This window comes from Spongiivirga sp. MCCC 1A20706, from assembly GCF_046524175.1.
Lineage (GTDB): Bacteria > Bacteroidota > Bacteroidia > Flavobacteriales > Flavobacteriaceae > Spongiivirga.
This window is the reverse complement of sequence record NZ_JBEFZF010000006.1, coordinates 252,820-270,167: the sequence shown is the minus strand read 5'-3', so window position 1 is coordinate 270,167 and position 17,348 is coordinate 252,820. Positions and strand designations below refer to the sequence as shown.

General features: G+C 34.9%; 21 protein-coding genes. 12 read left to right on the top strand and 9 right to left on the bottom strand.

From position 1 onward, the window contains the following. Positions 1 to 176: 176 nt before the first annotated feature. The 8 genes from ABN763_RS15515 (at position 177) to ABN763_RS15480 (ending at position 6,288) form a co-directional block, all read left to right on the top strand. The gene (locus ABN763_RS15515) at positions 177 to 989 is read left to right on the top strand and encodes a patatin-like phospholipase family protein (RefSeq protein ID WP_410486410.1); all 813 of its coding nucleotides are present in this window, start codon (positions 177 to 179) and stop codon (positions 987 to 989) included. Positions 990 to 1,098: 109 nt separating this feature from the next. Then, positions 1,099 to 1,527 carry a hypothetical protein gene (locus ABN763_RS15510; RefSeq protein WP_410486409.1) on the top strand — a complete coding sequence of 143 codons (429 nt, stop codon included), beginning with the start codon at positions 1,099 to 1,101 and terminating at the stop codon, positions 1,525 to 1,527. 20 nt (positions 1,528 to 1,547) lie between these two features. After that, the gene (locus ABN763_RS15505; protein WP_410486408.1) at positions 1,548 to 2,540 is read left to right on the top strand and encodes a 2-hydroxyacid dehydrogenase; all 993 of its coding nucleotides are present in this window, start codon (positions 1,548 to 1,550) and stop codon (positions 2,538 to 2,540) included. 23 nt (positions 2,541 to 2,563) lie between these two features. Continuing rightward, a complete protein-coding gene (locus ABN763_RS15500; RefSeq protein ID WP_410486407.1) occupies positions 2,564 to 3,097 on the top strand; it encodes a DUF4136 domain-containing protein in 534 nt (177 codons plus the stop codon). A 64-nt stretch (positions 3,098 to 3,161) separates the two neighbouring features. Then, positions 3,162 to 3,893 (top strand): sulfite exporter TauE/SafE family protein, encoded by a 732-nt coding sequence (locus ABN763_RS15495; RefSeq protein ID WP_410486406.1) that lies wholly within the window; start codon positions 3,162 to 3,164, stop codon positions 3,891 to 3,893. A 103-nt stretch (positions 3,894 to 3,996) separates the two neighbouring features. Further along, entirely contained in the window at positions 3,997 to 4,989 is a 993-nt protein-coding gene (locus ABN763_RS15490; RefSeq protein WP_410486405.1) for an Acg family FMN-binding oxidoreductase, read from the top strand. A 95-nt stretch (positions 4,990 to 5,084) separates the two neighbouring features. After that, entirely contained in the window at positions 5,085 to 5,981 is an 897-nt protein-coding gene (locus ABN763_RS15485; RefSeq protein WP_410486404.1) for a DnaJ C-terminal domain-containing protein, read from the top strand. A 10-nt stretch (positions 5,982 to 5,991) separates the two neighbouring features. Then, positions 5,992 to 6,288 carry a chaperone modulator CbpM gene (locus tag ABN763_RS15480; protein WP_410486403.1) on the top strand — a complete coding sequence of 99 codons (297 nt, stop codon included), beginning with the start codon at positions 5,992 to 5,994 and terminating at the stop codon, positions 6,286 to 6,288. Here ABN763_RS15480 and ABN763_RS15475 read toward each other — a convergent pair. Genes ABN763_RS15475 through ABN763_RS15465 form a run of 3 tightly spaced genes read right to left on the bottom strand, consistent with a single transcriptional unit; the run spans position 6,285 to position 7,153 of the window. Beyond that, positions 6,285 to 6,569: a heavy-metal-associated domain-containing protein gene (locus ABN763_RS15475; protein WP_410486402.1), complete on the bottom strand. Its 285-nt coding sequence runs from the start codon at positions 6,567 to 6,569 to the stop codon at positions 6,285 to 6,287. The two genes, ABN763_RS15480 and ABN763_RS15475, sit on opposite strands and share 4 nt — an antisense overlap. Positions 6,570 to 6,576: 7 nt before the next feature. After that, positions 6,577 to 6,756, bottom strand: coding sequence for a hypothetical protein (locus tag ABN763_RS15470; protein WP_410486401.1), 180 nt, complete (start codon positions 6,754 to 6,756; stop codon positions 6,577 to 6,579). 16 nt (positions 6,757 to 6,772) lie between these two features. Continuing rightward, positions 6,773 to 7,153: a hypothetical protein gene (locus ABN763_RS15465; RefSeq protein WP_410486400.1), complete on the bottom strand. Its 381-nt coding sequence runs from the start codon at positions 7,151 to 7,153 to the stop codon at positions 6,773 to 6,775. Between the two features lie 144 nt (positions 7,154 to 7,297). Between ABN763_RS15465 and ABN763_RS15460 the strand changes: the two genes are divergently transcribed. Next, a complete protein-coding gene (locus tag ABN763_RS15460) occupies positions 7,298 to 8,143 on the top strand; it encodes a universal stress protein (protein ID WP_410486399.1) in 846 nt (281 codons plus the stop codon). On the opposite strand, the gene ABN763_RS15455 is transcribed toward ABN763_RS15460, so the two are convergent. The 4 genes from ABN763_RS15455 to ABN763_RS15440 form a co-directional block, all read right to left on the bottom strand. Further along, on the bottom strand, positions 8,144 to 8,818 hold the full coding sequence (locus ABN763_RS15455) for an ABC transporter ATP-binding protein (RefSeq protein ID WP_410486398.1): 675 nt from the start codon (positions 8,816 to 8,818) through the stop codon (positions 8,144 to 8,146). Between the two features lie 10 nt (positions 8,819 to 8,828). Further along, positions 8,829 to 10,091 (bottom strand): ABC transporter permease, encoded by a 1,263-nt coding sequence (locus ABN763_RS15450; RefSeq protein WP_410486397.1) that lies wholly within the window; start codon positions 10,089 to 10,091, stop codon positions 8,829 to 8,831. 2 nt (positions 10,092 to 10,093) lie between these two features. After that, the gene (locus ABN763_RS15445; protein ID WP_410486396.1) at positions 10,094 to 11,164 is read right to left on the bottom strand and encodes an efflux RND transporter periplasmic adaptor subunit; all 1,071 of its coding nucleotides are present in this window, start codon (positions 11,162 to 11,164) and stop codon (positions 10,094 to 10,096) included. A 70-nt stretch (positions 11,165 to 11,234) separates the two neighbouring features. Continuing rightward, positions 11,235 to 12,344 (bottom strand): site-2 protease family protein, encoded by a 1,110-nt coding sequence (locus ABN763_RS15440; protein ID WP_410486395.1) that lies wholly within the window; start codon positions 12,342 to 12,344, stop codon positions 11,235 to 11,237. Between the two features lie 129 nt (positions 12,345 to 12,473). Here ABN763_RS15440 and ABN763_RS15435 point away from each other — a divergent pair, with 129 nt between their 5' ends. The 3 genes from ABN763_RS15435 (at position 12,474) to ABN763_RS15425 (ending at position 15,675) form a co-directional block, all read left to right on the top strand. Continuing rightward, a complete protein-coding gene (locus ABN763_RS15435; protein ID WP_410486394.1) occupies positions 12,474 to 13,721 on the top strand; it encodes an ATP-binding protein in 1,248 nt (415 codons plus the stop codon). Then, positions 13,699 to 14,751, top strand: coding sequence for a response regulator (locus tag ABN763_RS15430; protein WP_410486393.1), 1,053 nt, complete (start codon positions 13,699 to 13,701; stop codon positions 14,749 to 14,751). Before ABN763_RS15435 ends, ABN763_RS15430 begins: the two co-directional genes overlap by 23 nt. A gap of 84 nt (positions 14,752 to 14,835) precedes the next feature. After that, positions 14,836 to 15,675 carry a universal stress protein gene (locus ABN763_RS15425; protein WP_410486392.1) on the top strand — a complete coding sequence of 280 codons (840 nt, stop codon included), beginning with the start codon at positions 14,836 to 14,838 and terminating at the stop codon, positions 15,673 to 15,675. A gap of 572 nt (positions 15,676 to 16,247) precedes the next feature. On the opposite strand, the gene ABN763_RS15420 is transcribed toward ABN763_RS15425, so the two are convergent. Further along, positions 16,248 to 16,709 carry a DUF2267 domain-containing protein gene (locus tag ABN763_RS15420; protein WP_410486391.1) on the bottom strand — a complete coding sequence of 154 codons (462 nt, stop codon included), beginning with the start codon at positions 16,707 to 16,709 and terminating at the stop codon, positions 16,248 to 16,250. Between the two features lie 10 nt (positions 16,710 to 16,719). Beyond that, on the bottom strand, positions 16,720 to 17,331 hold the full coding sequence (locus ABN763_RS15415; RefSeq protein ID WP_410486390.1) for a WG repeat-containing protein: 612 nt from the start codon (positions 17,329 to 17,331) through the stop codon (positions 16,720 to 16,722). Between the last annotated feature and the right edge of the window lie 17 nt (positions 17,332 to 17,348).

Here is a 17,348-nt window from a genome sequence, read left to right as displayed (position 1 = left end):
AAACCAAATGTATGCTATTACCAGTATGAGTAAAATGATAATAATCATGCCATTGAGCTGACCATTATCATTTTAAGGTAGCTTGTAGTTACGAACTTTAACGACTGTAAATGTTGAGTGCGGTTAAAAGTTTTTATACCTAAAAATCTTTTCAGAGCTCTTTTGAATTTTATGTAATGAATATTGGTTTGGTATTGTCAGGTGGTGGTGTACGCGGGGTAGCGCATATAGGTGCTATTAAAGCCCTTGAAGAAGATGGTATTGTTCCTACTCATATTTCTGGTTCGAGCGCTGGTGCGGTTGTAGGCGCCCTATATGCTAGTGATTATAGCTGGAAAGATATCTTGACCTTTTTTAAAGGAATTCAGCTATTTGACATAAAGAAGTATGCAAGAAAAAAGCCCGGTTTTATTGATGCAGAAAAGTTTTACTTTGATTTTAAACAGTATTTGAAGAAAGATACTTTTGAAGCACTTGGAAAAAAGCTTACTGTAACGACAACCGATATCTTAAATGGCGAACTCACAATTTTTAACCAAGGTGAGTTAATTAAACCCGTAATTGCTTCAGCCGCCTTTCCAGGTATTTTTACACCTGTACAAATAGGTGACTCTTATTTTATTGATGGAGGTGCTTTAGACAACTTTCCCGTAGCGCCCATTAAAAACGATTGTGATATGCTAATTGGTGTCTATGCGAATTGGTTTAAGAAAGTAGCCATACATGAATTGAAACACTCATACAACGTTGTTGAAAGGGTTTTTAAAATTAGGTCGGTCATTGACGATGTATCCAAATTTTCTGAATGTGACCTGGTAATAGCACCTGTCGATTTGGGGGATTATGGCACTTTTGATAAAAAGAAACTTGACGAGATATTTGAGCTAGGCTATAATGCAACCAAGGAAGCACTAGTAAAAACAGATTTTTTAAAAATCAAAGGCCCTAGTGAAAAATCATTCGACAGGACTTTGGAGACCTCCAGCTAAAAAGGACATGGCTTTGACCAAAACCTAATGATTTTAGTCATTTTTTAAACACCTTCCCTGCGGTAGATTTGAATAACGTATTAATTATTTAACTCTATAAATACATAGCATGAATAGTCACAAATATACAGTTTGGTATAGTGCCGAAGATATGTATGCGCTTGGTAAAAGTTGGTTATCGGAAATCAGATTTCACATTGACGAACATGCATTTCTTGAAAAACTATTAGCACAACATTTCGTCAAATTATCTACTCAAGATTATTTTCATAAAACACAGCAATGGATCACCGAATTATCACGTAACCAAGAACGCGCTAAGAAATTACATACCACCATTAGAAAGCATCAAAATAAAATTGAAGTACTCATAGATAATGAAAATCAATTTGAAGAAGAAGCAAAAGTGAAGGCAACTTTTAATCAATTAATTCAAAAGTATAATGAATATCATCAACAGTTTCGGAATCTTAAACAGAATATCTTCGACCTTATTTCATCACTGATGAAACAAGAGCATACCATACTGCTTAATTAAATCAAATAACACCCTGTTCAATGAAAGTTCTGGCATACAGCTCAAAATCGTTTATAAAACCTTATCTCGAGAAGGCTAATAAAGGCAGGCTCAAAATTCATTACATCAATGAAAGGTTGAATTATGAAACGGCACTTAAAGCGGCAGGATATAGTGCGATTACCATATTTTCAGCAGACGATGCTTCTGGATTGGTTATAGAAAAATTAGCTGATCTTGGGGTGAAGTTTATTGCAGCCAGATCGACAGGTTATGATAATATTAATTTAAGAACCGCTTCAAAAGTAGGTGTCAAGGTGACAAATGTTCCTAATTATTCACCTGACGCCATTGCAGAGCATGCTATTACATTAATGCTTGTTTTAAATCGTAAGCTCATTAATAGCTATCAGCGTTCTGTCAATTTAAACTTTGACCTATCTGGACTTGTAGGAAATAACCTTTTTGGAAAGACGGTTGGTGTTATCGGTACCGGTAATATAGGCAGTAGGGTGCTGAAAATTTTGCACGGTTTTGGCTGTAAAATACTAGCTAACGATATTTCACCACATTATCGGTTTTCATCAATGTATGATGTTGAATACGTCGACCTGAATACGCTCTATTCACAATCAGACATCATTACCATACATACACCCCTTAATCGAGAGACGCATCATATGATAAACGCGACCTCAATTAGTAAAATGAAACGAGGGGTTATTATCATTAATACTGCTCGCGGAGCTATTTTAAAATCCCAAGATATCCTTCAAGAAATTATCCATGGGCAGATTAAAGGTTTGGGGATCGATGTTTTTGAAGGGGAAGACGAGATTTTTTTCAATGATCATTCTGCTACCGGAATCGCAAACAAAACCCTGAAAGAATTTATTGCGCATCCTAATATATTAGTAACCGGACATCAGGCTTTTTTAACTGATGAGGCCTTACAAGAAATAGCAAACACAACGATCGAAAACCTAATTGCGTGGTTTGAAAATGAACAATGTAAAAACGAAGTAACATATTAATAATCAGTTTAAATACATCAATCATGAAATCTAAGCACCTATTTTATTTGTCCATATTTGTTGTGGGATTGTTTTCAAACTGCAGTGTCTCAAGGGTAGTGTCCGACTACGATCCGCAATCAAATTTTCAAGAGTTTAAAACGTTTGTTATTTGCGAAGACGATCTTAAAGTACAAAATCATGACTTTCTCGAATACGATACCGCTTTAAACCGCATGCGTATTAAAAATGCTTTAGAAAATGAAATGCAAACGAGAGGTTATATTATAAATAATGAACAACCCGAATTACAAGTTGGGTTTAAATTAAATATTGAAGACGAAATTGTTGAAATTTACCATTGTAGCTCAGACATCAGAACACCTTATTGGGAAGACTGCAAGTTCGAGCAGTATGAATTTACTGAGCAATATATTCTTGTTTATGTAACCGATCTTGCCAAAGACCAGATAATATGGCAAGGGTCACTCGCAAAACCCTTGGAAGTATCTCCTAAACGAATGGCGGGCGAAATTCAAAAAGTAGTACATCGGGTTTTTAAAGAATACCCAATATAAGAATGATTATTATCATTTTTATTAAGCGACTTTGAGCTTACATTGAGGTTAGAAAATCATACTAATGATTGAGCGCTACCTACCATTGTTTATCATACTATCACTTATTGCTGAGGTATTGGGTACGGTAGGCGGGTTTGGTTCATCAGTTTTCTTTGTCCCTATTGCCAATCAGTTTTTAGATTTTCAATCGGTCCTTGGCATAACGGCACTATTTCACTTAGCTAGTAACATATCTAAGATAACGCTATTTAGAAAAGGGTTTGACAAACGATTGTGTTTAACGATCGGTATACCCGCTGTGGTGTTAGTATCTGTAGGGGCTTACTTAAGCAAATTTGTGAATACACTTTTACTTACTTATGTACTAGGTGTCTTTTTGGTTGTATTAAGTTTGGCGTTCCTTATTTTCAAAAAGCTAGCAGTTATAGCAAACGATAAGAACGCTATTCTTGGTGGAAGTTTCGCGGGATTGTTTGCTGGTTTATTGGGCACGGGAGGGCCAATACGTGGGATTACACTTGCAGCATTCAATCTTAAAAAGGAAAAGTTTATCGCGACCTCGGCAATTATCGATTTGGGTATTGACTTAAGCCGCAGTGTTGTGTATACAATGAATGGATATGTGCATAAGCATGACCTGTATCTAATACCTATACTAGTCGTAATCAGTTTTGTAGGCACATACGTGGGCAAGCTGTTGTTGGCAAAGATTACTCAAGAACAATTTCGATGGGTTGTGCTTGTGTTAATACTTATAGTTGGTTTGCTGACCATCGCTAATAATTTAATGTAAATAAAATAATTGCCATGAAATGAGCCGTACGAAATCTTGATACCAACTAAGATGATTATTGGTGAATTACATCTGACCTTTTAATAACAATAAAAATAAACAGATGAAAACTAAAATAAATGATAACAGAATCGCTTTTCAAAATTTAATTTATTACGCTACAAAGGCGCCCTCAACACATAACACGCAACCGTGGAAATTTCGGGTAGACGAAGAAGGTATTTTGATTTTACCCGATTTAAGTCATGCATTATCAAAAATAGATGCTTCCCACAGAGAACTGTATATTAGTTTAGGCTGTGCGCTTCAAAACTTATTAATTGCTGCAAGAGAGTTCAATTTTAAACCCTCTTTTGAATTTATTACCACCTATACCAACACCATTAATATAAAAATAAGATTAGAAAGAGAAGGGCGTGATACTTCGGCGACGTTGTTTCAATTCATTGATGAGCGTCAAACAAACAGAACCATCTATAATGGCACCAAAATTCATCCAATAATCATTGATAAATTGGTCAATATCAAAAAAGAAGAAGGAACACACATTTATAGTTTTGAAAAGGAAAGCGAATCCTTCAAAAAACTAACTGACCTTATCATAGAAGCCAACAGTATTTTAATGAACGATGATGAATATAAAGAAGAGGTAGTAGACTGGATTCGGTTCAACATGAAAGATGCCCTAGAAACCAAAGATGGGTTAAACTATGAAACGGTAGGGACAATACCAGTACCTAAAGTACTAGGTAAAACTATTGCCAAATATATAATGAATGAAAAACGGCAGAATAAATACGACCTCAAGAAGATTGACTCTTCATCACATATGGTCTTATTCACTGCCGACGAGAATAACGAAAAAGCATGGATTAAACTAGGGATGACCTTGCAACGATTTTTACTGCATACTACCAAAAAGGGAATTGCTGTTGCGTTTATTAATCCACCTTGCGAAGTTCACGAAATGGCAGAAAAGATGAAAAACACACTCCCAATAGGTAATCAATATCCTAATATATTGGTTAGAATAGGCTATGCCGAAAGCGCCCCTTATTCTAAAAGGAAAGACATTAAGAATGTAATAATTCCTTAATAGAACGAGGCGAATTAGTAGAGATTTTAATATTGATATTCGGAGTGTTTTAAAGCGGAAAGACAAAACTGTCAATTAAAATAATTGATATGATTATGAATTATATTGACTATTATAAGATACTTGGAGTAACCAAAAATGCAACCGATAAAGAGATCAAAAAGGCCTATCGAAAATTAGCTCGAAAGTATCATCCTGATCTCAATCCAAACGATACGGAAGCGGAAAAAATGTTCAAACAGCTTAACGAAGCTCATGAGGTACTAAGCGATTCTGAAAAGAGAAGTAAGTATGATCAGTATGGTAAAGACTGGATGCATGCGGATGAGATTGAGGCTGCTAAAAAGAGACAGCAACGTGCAAAAAATCAGGCATATTATAGCTATCCCGGGGGGCATCAGGAAAGTGATTTTTCTGATTTTTTTGAAGCCATGTTTGGGTCAGAAGAGTTTGCTAGATCTAGGCGTAGTAGTGCTAGGTTTCGAGGGGCTGACTACAATGCAAGCCTTACCCTAAATCTGTCAGAAGTATATAAAACGCATAAGCGCACACTTACCATCGATAACAAAAACATACGGATAAGTATTCCCGCAGGAATAGAAAATGAGCAGACCATACGAATAAAAGGATTCGGAGCTCCCGGTATTAATGGCGTGCCGGCTGGTGACTTATACATTACATTTCATATTATCAATGATACTGTTTTTGAGCGAGATGGGGCTAATTTGTTTAAGGAAGTTAAAATTCCTATTGCTACTGCCGTTTTAGGAGGAAAGATCACTGTGGAAGCTTTTGAGGGTGAAGTTCGGTTAAGTATTGCACCAGGTACACAATCAGGGACCAAAGTAAAATTAAAAGGGAAGGGGTTTCCTAAATATAAGAAACAAGGGGTTTATGGTGATCTATATGTTACCTATAGAATTGAAATACCAACAACCATTACTGATGAGCAAAGAAATTTGTTTCAAAAGCTTGCAAATTTGAATACTTAGTGTTTTGACAATGAAAACGGAATACCACATAATTATAAAAGACTTTTGCGAGACTCATCAAATAGAAGAGGCTTTTGTATTGAGATTGCATGAGTACGATGTGATTGATTTGGCAATTGTAAAAGATCAATATATGATTAGTGATGAACAGCTTCCGAAGCTAGAGCAAATGGTTCGCTTACATCGTCAGTTATTTATTAATGTAGAAGGTTTGAGTGCTGTTGATCATTTATTGGAAAAGATCAATACCTTACAAGGTGAACTTCTTTGGTTAAAACGAAAACTGGACCGCTTTAAGGAAAGCTAATCTTTAGCATGTACTTCGTGCAGTCTTCCAACTGCACAACTCACATATGATTTTGCTTTTTGAGAAAATGTAGATCCGTTTTCTGTACAAGGGTACCCCAGTTTAGCTAGTTGTCGCTTCGCTAACAACACTTGATTTTTTGTGTTATGATCAAAACTAACGGCTCCTTTTTCGATATCAATGGTTACATTTTTTAAAAATTCATAACCTGATAGTTTGCGTGCAATTGTCGAAGCACAGCCTTTGCATTTCATATTTAAAAGATATAGTGTTGATCTCATGTTGTTATTATTTATACAAAAATTGAAATAGTTCATAGGTAATAATAGCTGGCCAGACAACGGCTTTTAGGATTCCTAAAACACCCATCCAAAATCCGGTAGCTTTACTAATAAAGTAGATTATACTGCCAATTACACCTAAGCCGTAAACTGCATTGCAGTTAGTGGTTTCTTTTATTGTTTTCATATTCGTGTAGTTTAAACTAAAGATGATGACTTAAAAAAAGAAAAAACCTTCGTTTTAACTCGTTATAAATGGTTTTTCTGATATCAAAGCGATCTCTAAAATTGATATGACGTTTCATATAAACACGATCTATTGCATTTTCATTAGCAGCATATTGTTTTGCAATAACATGCTCGTGTTCATTAATTTCCTTTTTTAATTGATTTATCTTCTCAAGATTATATTGAAATTGATTAATGTATTGTCCTAGCTCAGCAAGTACATCAGGATTGGTCCATTTATGCTCTATTTCTTTAATGCGACTTTGAAAAGTTTTAATTTCATCACACCAAAAATCAATCTCTCCTAACCATTGCTTATGTTCAAAATGAAGAATTTCATTATCTACTACCTTCATAGTTCAAGTATTTTGGTATTGATAAATGTACCGACAAATGAGTCTTAAGAAAATGATCAATATCAGCTAGATCGGATGATTTTCATCATTTTTTCAAGATTGAAATGATGCTATATTAGGTTGCAATTATTAAAATCACTAATCATGAAAACTCTTTTGTATGCAACCAACTGCAAGGCTTCGACTTCAAATGCACTTTCATACGCTTATAGTTTAAGTCAAAAACTAAATGCTACTTTGATTGTTCTTAAAGTGTTTGACTTGCCACCTTACGATCATGCTATACTCTCTAAGCCGTTAGAGAATGTTCAGAAATTAGCAAAACAAGAGCAAGTTGATATGGTTGCTAATTTTTGTAAAGAGCATATTGGTGATGATCTTGAAAAGATGAATATACGTCCAGTTGCACGGTTAAATCAGTCAATTATAAAGGGGATTCTATTTGCATTAAAAGAATTTCAAGCTGACCTGTTGATGGTTGGTGTAAAGGGTGAGCAATCAAATAGAGGTATCTGGGCAAGTGATATTGCCAAAAAATTGATAAGTAAGGCATCTACCCCTGTAATGGTAATTCCGGAATACCCTTTTAGAGAGAGCATTCAAAGAATACTCTATGCTTCTGATTACGAAGAGATGGATATTACGGGAATCCGAAGATTAATTCCGTTGGCTAAGGCATTCGATGCGTGGATTCACATCATTCATATATCTGAAGAAGGCGAATATGCTGCAACAGAACAAATGGAATGGTTTAAGCAAATATTACAAGAACGGGTTGATTATGATAAAATAAAATATGAAATCGTAAATTCTGAAGCCTTATTCTATACCCTCATTATGCAGATTATTGAAAATGATGCAGATATTATTGCAATGTTAGAACGTAATGAAACTAGTTTTTTTAAAGGAATCTTTCACCAGGACCTGGTGAAAAAAATGGAAGATCATTTAATGACTCCGCTCATCAGTTTTAATAAGAACATTATATAACTAGCTAATAATCCGTCCATCTTCCATTTGAATAATACGGTCTGTTCTTTCAGCAAAATCGGGGTCGTGCGTAACCACTAGCAACGAAAGTCCTTGCTCTTCTTTAAGCCGTTTAAAAATCTGAAAGACATTTTCTGAGTTATGAGTATCTAAATTCCCTGTGGGCTCATCGCCCATAAGTATTAAGGGGTCGTTGATAAGTGATCTGGCAATCGCTACACGTTGTTTTTCTCCACCAGAAATGCGGTTGGCTCTTTTTTTTGCCAAATGATCAATGTGTAACATTTTCAATTTTTCTATGGCATCATACTCAATTTCTTCTATCGTTTTTTTAGCCAGTTTTTTTGCTGGTAGCATAACATTTTCCAAAACACTAAATTCAGAAAGGAGATAATGAAACTGGAAAACAAAACCGATCCATTCATTTCGTATTGCCGATAATTCTACCTTAGGTTTACCGGTAACCAGTTGTTGATTGATTATTAGCGACCCCTCATAATTGGTGTCTAAGGTCGATAGTATATATAATAAGGTTGATTTACCAGACCCTGATTTTCCCATTATAGAAACGAATTCGCCACTATCAATTTTCAAATTAATATCTTTTAAAACATGAAAATCAACAGGTTTTCTAAAGTGCTTATCAATATGTTCACAACGTAGTACAGTACTCATATATGGCAATTTAATCACCCCTAATAATGGTTACAGGATCAACTTTTTTGGCTTTTCTAGATGGTAAGTATCCTGCCAAAATAGTTGACAACAATGCAAAAGTTATTCCGATAATATAATACATGGGATTATGATTTACAGGGTAGGTGTCTATTAAGGGTAAGGCTTCGGTTTCGAACTTAATATTATCAATAATATGTGACAGACCAAACCCAAGTAACAGTCCTGATAGTCCTCCCAAAAGACCAATAATCATTGCCTGACTCATAAATATTTTAAGAACGTCATTGCCAGAAAAGCCAGTTGCCTTCAGTATGGCGATATCTTTCATTTTTTCATAGATCAACATATTTAGTATGTTATAAATACCAAAACCGGCGACAGTAAGCAGGGTAATTGAAACCGCATAAGTAATTAAATTGCGTATGGTGGTCCCCGTTTCAAATTGGGCATTGGCTGTATTAATATCAATGGCTTTTACATTAAATTGCCGCTGTAGTTGTTGGGTCATTACCACAGCATCTTCCATGTTGTTTAATTTAATATTGATGTCCGTTATATAATTATTAGGCTGCCCTACAATTTTTTGAACGGTTTTGATTTTAGAAAAGCTTTGTGTATTATCAACATCGGCAATACCACTTTGGTAAATACCAACAATTTTAAGCGAAAAGACATCACCTTTAGCAGTGCTTATTTGTACTCGATCGCCAAGGTATAATGACATTTTTTTTGCCAAACCGGCGCCCAATAAAATCCCATTATCAGAATTGTGAAGGGCCTGTACGCTACCTTCAACGATATAGTTACTGATATTGAATAATCGCGACTCTTCTAATATTTCTACTCCGTTTAATGCGCCGCCAATTTCAATAGAACCAGAAATATAAAAAATTTGACTTCGTAATTGAGGTGCCACGCCAAGTACGCTATTATCTTTTCTTAAATAATGAATGATTGGTAAGGCATTGTGAATTTTCCTTTGTGTCCTTTTAGGCTTTATGGAGTGTATTTGATGCAATGCATCTTCAAAAGATTTATATAAAGAAACCGGTTGTCGTGTTGAAGGCTCGATCTCATTATAAAGATGGATATGAGGAGTTTGATTCAAAATAAGATCATCTAACATTTTATTTAAACCAGTCATGAAGCAAACCAATGTGATGTAAGCACCAATACCAAAAGTAACCCCTAGCGCTGCGGTAATGGTCGACTTCATTTTAGTAACCAAATGGGTCCTTGCTATCGATAAAATGACCTTGTAGTTGTTCATAATTAAGGTTTTATGACCCGTGTGTTCTCATCGATGCCTTTTAAAATCTCTATGTATTCCAGATCTTCAACGCCGGTTTCGACAGTAATCTCGCCTTCTTCAGTCAAAACTTTAGTACTGTTTACAAGATAGGTTTTAGGTATTGTCAGTGCATTTTCGCGTTTACTTATTATAATGTTCCCTTCTCCAGATAAACCAGCATAAATTGTTTCAGGAGCATTAATAAAAAGAGCCTCAACAGTAAATGTTTGGGATCGCTGGTCTTTTTGAGGTAGTATTTTGTGAATCTTTCCTTCAAATATCTGATTGCTATAAGCATCAAGGCTTATGATAAGTTGTTGGCCTAATTTCACCTTAACAATATCGACTTCATCCACCAGTAGCTCGATGATAAAAAATGAGCTACTACCAATACTCGCTAAAGGCTCTCGTGTTGATACTATTTCTCCAGGATTTTTCGAAATACTATATACTTTTCCATTAATGTTACTTTTTACTACAAAATCACTTCGTTGGGTACGTGCACTTTGATAGTTTACCTTAGCCTTTTCAAATTTGGTCTGTAATTCTCTTTCGGTTTGAATTAAATTAGATTTTAGGTTTTCTAATCTTGTTTTTGATAGTTGAAAAGCCAGTTTCTTTTGATCGTAGGTTGCTTTAGAGCCAATATTTTGAGACCAAAGATTTTGTTGCCTGATAAAGTTCGTCGAATCATTTTCAAAAGTGATCACAGCTGCTGTAATCTCATTTCGTATGGTTGCTAATAAGTCTGCCTTACCTTCAAGTTGATCTCGCGCAAGATCATAGGCTAAACGCGCATTTTCTTCATTAAGCTTTGGGGTGGTATTGATCACTTTTGCTATTAAATCGTTTTTAATAACAATGTCGCCTTCTTCCACGTAGTTCACCTCAAGAATTCCGTTTACAGCCGCATACGCATCATAAAGACTATCTGGTTGAACAGTTACTGATGCATACACAGACTCTGTGATGGCGCGTTTTATTGGTAAAATAGAGTCTTCAGATGATGAGCATCCTGCAAAAATTAAAGCTAAAACAAAAAGTCTTTTCATAGTAACGCCTTCTAATGAACAATAGGTCAAATTTCTCTTTTACAATTCATGGTTTGAGTCTGTTTGTATTTTATGAATTGCTTAAGGTTGGTGAATACAATGCTTGTTTAAGGGTAATAAATTCCGTTATATTTTTCATGTCAATGGCACCCACAATCTTCTCATTTTCAACTACCGGGTAAAACGATTGTTTACTATTCGACAATAGGTCAAGAAAATGTGGTAGTTTCATGTCAGGTGAGATGATTTTAAATTCTGTAAGCATGATTTCACCGACTGTTAAATTTTCTTTTTTAGCGTTTTTGATAATAATATTCATTGGTAAGACACCGACAGGTTTATGATACGCGTCAATAACGATAAAATCTCGTTCGGTCCCCGAAATAATCAAGTCAATTACTTCGTATAAATATTGATCAGATTTAAGAAGCGTAATGTCGGTCAACAAGGCATCGATAACCGTGTTTCCCCTTAAAGTATTTGTCATCTTTTCTCTTTCTAACTCACTGGTGGCACCGAAAAAAACAAAAACGGCTATGATTGCTAAAAAGGGATTGTACAACACACCGAATACAAAGAATATGACCGAGATAAATTGCCCTAAGCCGACAGCTATGGCAGTTGCTTGTTGCCTAGTTCTAAAAAAAGCGAGCATAGCTCTAACCACACGGCCCCCATCCATCGGAAAGGCAGGTATCATATTAAAAAGTAACAATATCGCATTGGCCATTAAAATATATAGTAAAAAATTGGCTGCAGTAGGCAGGTTGATCATAGTTTCGATTTCTTCTTGACTTAACCGTGAATATGAGCTAATGGGAACAAATAGCAATAGAACGACTACGATAAGAAAATTGACGAATGGTCCGGCTAAAGCGACTAGTAATTCTTCTTTTGGTTTTTCAGGATTTCGTTCTAGATGTGCAATTCCACCGATGGGTAGCAGCGTTATTTTTTTAGTGCCAATTCCAAAATACCTAGCCATTAACGCATGACCAAGTTCATGTAATACTACACAGGCGAATACAACGACAATGATCGCTATATTCATAAATATGAGCTCAGTACTATTTCCTGCCCTGATATTGGCAATCGCAACCCATCCTATTAGAATAAGAAAAGTCCAATGCATTTTTATTTCAATACCAAATAAACGACCTAGTTTCCAGGAGGCTTTCATTCTTATTGTTTTAATGCCTAAAGTATGTTCGTAAAGATTTTAATACAATGATAAAAATCATTCTACAATGGTAATTGGAAGCTAGTTTTGTAATTTTACATTGAACATTTTAACATCCTATAACCTTATATGTTTGAGTCTAAAAATGACATTTTCGAAACACTTGCAGAAGCTATTCCTGAAGGTGTAATAGTGGTCGATAGCACCCAAAAAATTGTGGGCTTGAATAAATCTACTTTGGAAATGTTTGGTTACGACCGAGATGAATTGTTAGGCCAACTTTTGACTGTATTAGTTCCAGTAAAGCACAAGTCGGTGCATGGGTCCCATTTTGAAGGGTTTTATAGGCAAAGCGAGCGTCGCGAAATGGGAAAGGGTCGGGATTTGAATGGACTAAGAAAAGATGGTGTTGAGTTTCCGCTAGAGGTGGGCCTAGCTCCATTTACGTATAACAACAAGAAATATGTAATGGGCTTATTGGTCAACATTACCGAAAGAAAGAAAATCGAGCAACGTATTCTGCAACTTAATGATGAGCTAGAGATAAAAGTACAGGAACGTACCAAAGCCCTTAATGAAACTGTAGAGACGTTACAAAAAGAGGTTAAAAAAAGAAAAAAAGCAGAAGTGAAAGCGCTGGAAAGTTTGAAAAAGGAGCGCGAACTGAATGAATTAAAAACAAAGTTTTTGTCTTTGGTATCACATGAGTTTAAAACCCCCTTAAGCGGGATACTCACTTCGGCATTGCTGGCGGGTAAATACGAAAAACAGACAGAACAAGATAAAAGGCTAAAGCACTTAGAACTTATAAAAAATAAAGTACATTATTTAGATAATATATTAAACGACTTTTTATCTGTAGAGCGCTTAGATAGTGGTAAAGTAAACTATCGTTATAGCACTTTCGAGTTAAGTAAGGTGCTTAACGAAGTAATATATAATGCCAATATGCTTTTAAAAAGCGGGCAAACCATCAATTATCCTGATGATGCAGATACCATGCTACTTGACTTTGATGAACAGGTACTAACCTTGGTAATTTCTAACATTTTAAGTAATGCTATTAAGTACTCACCTGAAAATACCATAATTGATATAAGGATTAAACAAGGTGAAGAAATGATATCCATTGAGATAGAGGATCAGGGAATGGGAATCCCTGAGCACGAACAAAAGCATATTTTTGATCGATATTTTAGAGCAGAAAATGCTATAAATGACCAAGGCACAGGTATAGGACTTAATATTGTGAAGTCACACTTAGACAATTTAGGCGGATCAATTAATTTTATCAGTGAAGAAAATAAGGGAACCACTTTTATTATACAATTACCAACTGCGATAAAGCAAAAGAATGAAAAAAGTACTATTAATTGAAGATGATTCAGCTCTTCGAGAAAATACAGCAGAGTTACTAGAACTTTCAAATTATAGTGTTGAGACAGCTCCCAACGGTATAGCAGGTGTTGAAAAAGCTAAGAAAACATTACCAGACATTATTGTATGCGATATTATGATGCCTGAACTAGATGGGTATGGAGTATTAGAATCTTTAGCTTCAAATGAAAATACCCGCCAAATTCCATTTATTTTTCTGTCTGCAAAAACAGAACATAAAGATATACGGAAGGGTATGGATATGGGAGCCGATGATTATCTTACAAAACCTTTCCTGGAAGAAGAACTAATTAGTGCCATTGAGAGTAGACTGGCGAAAATGGCAATTATGAGAGATCATCAAACACAGGTTGAGCCTGTATTTGTGGAAAAAACGAGCCCATTGAAAACGCTAGATGATCTCAAGCAGTATTTTAAAAAATATGGGCAGTTTTCTATTCAAAAACCGAGTAGTTTTATATATGAAGAAGGGAATCACTCTAATTCTATTTACATGCTCGATAGTGGGGTAGTTAAAACCTGTCGTATGGACGAGTATGGGAAAGAATTGACCACAGCTTTATTCAAAAGTGGCGATTTTTTTGGCTACACTAATTTTGATGAAACCGCTCCATATCAAGAATCAGCTACAGTAATTGAAATTGCAGAAGTGTATAGTGTGGGTAAAGAAGAATTTAAGAAGCTACTGGAAGACAATTATGCATTAAACATGGTCTTCATTAACTATATCGCTAGCAATCTTTCTGTTTTAAAAGAGCAACTTATCGATATGGCGTATAATTCTGTAAGAAAAAAGACAGCTTCTACGATACTGTTGTTCGTTGATAAGTTAAAGCTCGATGATGTTAAAACTATTAGAATATCAAGAAGTGACCTTGCTAGCGTGGCAGGAATTGCTACTGAAAGTTTAATTAGAGCGTTATCCTCAATTAAAAAAGACGGTCTTATTGAGATAGAAGGACGATCAATTACTGTACTGGATCAAAAAGGACTTGAACAGGTGGTTTAATACCTGTGCTTCTTATAGTCTCCTGATAAATGTCATTTTTTTCAGCTAGGCATCAAGTTACATTTGTTTCAAATGATTGCCTACATGAAAAATATATTACTCCCTACGGATTATTCTGAAAATTCGCTAAATGCGATACGCTACGCGATATCCTTTTTTAGAAAAACGCGTTGCAATTTTTTTCTTTTTAATGCGGTGCCAATTTCAACATTGATTAGTGGAGATATGGTATATGCAGCCAATACCATTCAATTAGAAAAAACGATTACGGAGTCAGCGAAGCTTAAAATGAAAAACCTTGTCAAACGCATTGAAAAGGAAGATTACAACCCAAAGCATAATTTCGTGAGTTTAGTAGAATACGATCATCTGGTTTCGGGAATTAAGCATATGGTAGCTGACAAAAACATCGACTTGATTGTAATGGGGACCAAGGGCGCATCGGGATTAAAAGAGGTGGTTTTGGGTAGTAATACAGGGAGTGTAATTACCAGGGTACAGTCTAATGTATTAGTAATACCAGAAGAAGCTAAGTTTATCCCACCTGAGGAAATAGCATTTGCGACTGATTATAATCTGTTATACAATGCCAAAATACTAGATCCACTGCTCGAAATAGCCAAAAAAAATGAAGCGATGATCAGGGTGCTACATGTAAGTAGAAGAGATGAGGTACTGAGTCAAGAGCAAAAAGAAAATAAAGAGTTATTAGGAGAGTATTTAAAAGATATTGATCATCATTTTCACAGTGTAACTAATAAGAAATTGGAGGCCGCAGTAGAATGCTTTGTGCAAAGTAGAGAGGTGCAGATGATTGCAATGATTGCCAAAAATCTCAATTTTTTCCAGCAAATACTTTTTAAACCTACTATTGAAGAGATTAGTTATCATACAAAAGTTCCGTTTTTAGTGTTACACGAATAAAAAGACAATAATTGACTAATGTCATTTTTTGAGCTTTTTCTCTGATGTACTTTAGTGCAGATTTAAAACAAAACGTGTTCTTTCAAATAAAAAAAAATTCAATGATACTAGTCGTATCCCTGCTTAGGGAAACAGGATAGTTTTGTCACTAAAAGTTAGTTAGTAACGTTGAATACCTTTGGAAGTAGGAATTTAAGTTTCCTACTTCCTCTTTTCTTAGCTGGTATTGAATAAAGTAAAGGTTTTAAATATGTCAAACCACACACGAATCTTAAAAAGATTCATTTGCTTTAGTTTGGTATTGACAATGATGATTTGGCGAGCTAAGGTATAGCTTGAGATAATCTAATTGCTTAAGTTATTATAATAACTTAAAATCAGGTAGAGCATACCTTTGATAATAGGTAGTTAGTTGGTTTTTTATCTAGTTTTTTTGCCAAATATAATCAGGGTACGTTTTTATCGATTAGTCGTTAAAATGACCCTTCATTGTGAATAGTGAAGTGCATTAATGGTTTGAGAAAGGGCATCTTTTAAAGATGCCCTTTTTATTTGTATTATAATTGATCTTACTATAAGTTGAAATATGAATTCGTATAGATCAAATCTTTTAGTTCTTTAGGTAGTGTCGACTTAATATCTTCCAATTCACCAATAGACAAGTAGTACTTACGCAGCAAAATGAAAGTAACATCGAGATATCGCTCTGTAAGTTCTTTAGTTTCAAAATCTTTATCGGCGGCAATACGATCATATTTTTTAATTAAGGCGATAAAATCGTCTAACGATTTAATTTTTTTATCAGATTTGGTTTTGACCGACCATCCATTTACATAGACAGCCTTTAAAAACATAGGGAGCTGAGCGATTAACTGCAACGATTCTTCAAAAGGGATAATATCTCTTAATGCATGTAAGATGGCTGATAAAATGCGTCCTGCCTTAGCAGTTTCATGATCCATGTTAAGTGCTTTTGCATAATCACTCAAAAAAGAGTTTGCCTCAATTGCGTATTTCTCAAAATGTAGTGCCATGATAGCTTTGTTATAGATTAATTATTTTCCAACTTCCATCAGCTAATTGTGCTGCAATTTGCTTAGGTCCTATGAAGTGTGAATTTGAAAAAGGCTTTTTGTACTGCTTTTTAGTTAATCGTACATAGGATAAGTCCTTTATGAATTTTACCAAATTGCCATTTTCGTCAATTATGATTTCTGAAAAACTTCGTTTAATAATATCCTTATTCAAATATTCATTTCGTCCCTTTTTTGTGGTTTTTGAAGCTATTACCAGAGCATAACCATTGCTAAAGTTGGAAGCATTCAAAAATTGACAATCAATTATTAGCTTCCCGGTTTTATCAATATATCCATAGTAACCAATACCATCTTTTAATTGCAACACTAGGGCTTTTCCTTCTTTAAAGACAGGCGATTTACTTTTGCTATTTATGGTATAGTTTTCTGCTACAATATCACTTCTAAAATCAATAACTAAAGAGTTATCAAGATTTGCGAATCCCCATTTTCCATCTTTTTCTACAGCAATAAGCTCTTCTGAGAGTGTACCTATCTTATCAAAAGTAACCGACTCTTCTTGGGCGGGTAATATGTATATGCTACATAATGCACATACGAGTATTATAAGTGGTTTCATATTTATTTTTTTTCAAA

Bases quoted from the DNA above. Each gene is read 5' to 3' on its own strand.
- ABN763_RS15440 (WP_410486395.1), bottom strand. From the start codon at position 12,344: ATGAAAGCCTCCTGGAAACTAGGTCGTTTATTTGGTATTGAAATAAAA.
- ABN763_RS15500 (WP_410486407.1), top strand. From the start codon at position 2,564: ATGAAATCTAAGCACCTATTTTATTTGTCCATATTTGTTGTGGGATTG.
- ABN763_RS15420 (WP_410486391.1), bottom strand. From the start codon at position 16,709: ATGGCACTACATTTTGAGAAATACGCAATTGAGGCAAACTCTTTTTTG.
- ABN763_RS15465 (WP_410486400.1), bottom strand. From the start codon at position 7,153: ATGAAGGTAGTAGATAATGAAATTCTTCATTTTGAACATAAGCAATGG.
- ABN763_RS15475 (WP_410486402.1), bottom strand. From the start codon at position 6,569: ATGAGATCAACACTATATCTTTTAAATATGAAATGCAAAGGCTGTGCT.
- ABN763_RS15445 (WP_410486396.1), bottom strand. From the start codon at position 11,164: ATGAAAAGACTTTTTGTTTTAGCTTTAATTTTTGCAGGATGCTCATCA.
- ABN763_RS15430 (WP_410486393.1), top strand. From the start codon at position 13,699: ATGAAAAAAGTACTATTAATTGAAGATGATTCAGCTCTTCGAGAAAAT.
- ABN763_RS15515 (WP_410486410.1), top strand. From the start codon at position 177: ATGAATATTGGTTTGGTATTGTCAGGTGGTGGTGTACGCGGGGTAGCG.
- ABN763_RS15415 (WP_410486390.1), bottom strand. From the start codon at position 17,331: ATGAAACCACTTATAATACTCGTATGTGCATTATGTAGCATATACATA.
- ABN763_RS15495 (WP_410486406.1), top strand. From the start codon at position 3,162: ATGATTGAGCGCTACCTACCATTGTTTATCATACTATCACTTATTGCT.
- ABN763_RS15435 (WP_410486394.1), top strand. From the start codon at position 12,474: ATGTTTGAGTCTAAAAATGACATTTTCGAAACACTTGCAGAAGCTATT.
- ABN763_RS15450 (WP_410486397.1), bottom strand. From the start codon at position 10,091: ATGAACAACTACAAGGTCATTTTATCGATAGCAAGGACCCATTTGGTT.
- ABN763_RS15505 (WP_410486408.1), top strand. From the start codon at position 1,548: ATGAAAGTTCTGGCATACAGCTCAAAATCGTTTATAAAACCTTATCTC.
- ABN763_RS15485 (WP_410486404.1), top strand. From the start codon at position 5,085: ATGAATTATATTGACTATTATAAGATACTTGGAGTAACCAAAAATGCA.
- ABN763_RS15470 (WP_410486401.1), bottom strand. From the start codon at position 6,756: ATGAAAACAATAAAAGAAACCACTAACTGCAATGCAGTTTACGGCTTA.
- ABN763_RS15460 (WP_410486399.1), top strand. From the start codon at position 7,298: ATGAAAACTCTTTTGTATGCAACCAACTGCAAGGCTTCGACTTCAAAT.
- ABN763_RS15510 (WP_410486409.1), top strand. From the start codon at position 1,099: ATGAATAGTCACAAATATACAGTTTGGTATAGTGCCGAAGATATGTAT.
- ABN763_RS15480 (WP_410486403.1), top strand. From the start codon at position 5,992: ATGAAAACGGAATACCACATAATTATAAAAGACTTTTGCGAGACTCAT.
- ABN763_RS15455 (WP_410486398.1), bottom strand. From the start codon at position 8,818: ATGAGTACTGTACTACGTTGTGAACATATTGATAAGCACTTTAGAAAA.
- ABN763_RS15425 (WP_410486392.1), top strand. From the start codon at position 14,836: ATGAAAAATATATTACTCCCTACGGATTATTCTGAAAATTCGCTAAAT.
- ABN763_RS15490 (WP_410486405.1), top strand. From the start codon at position 3,997: ATGAAAACTAAAATAAATGATAACAGAATCGCTTTTCAAAATTTAATT.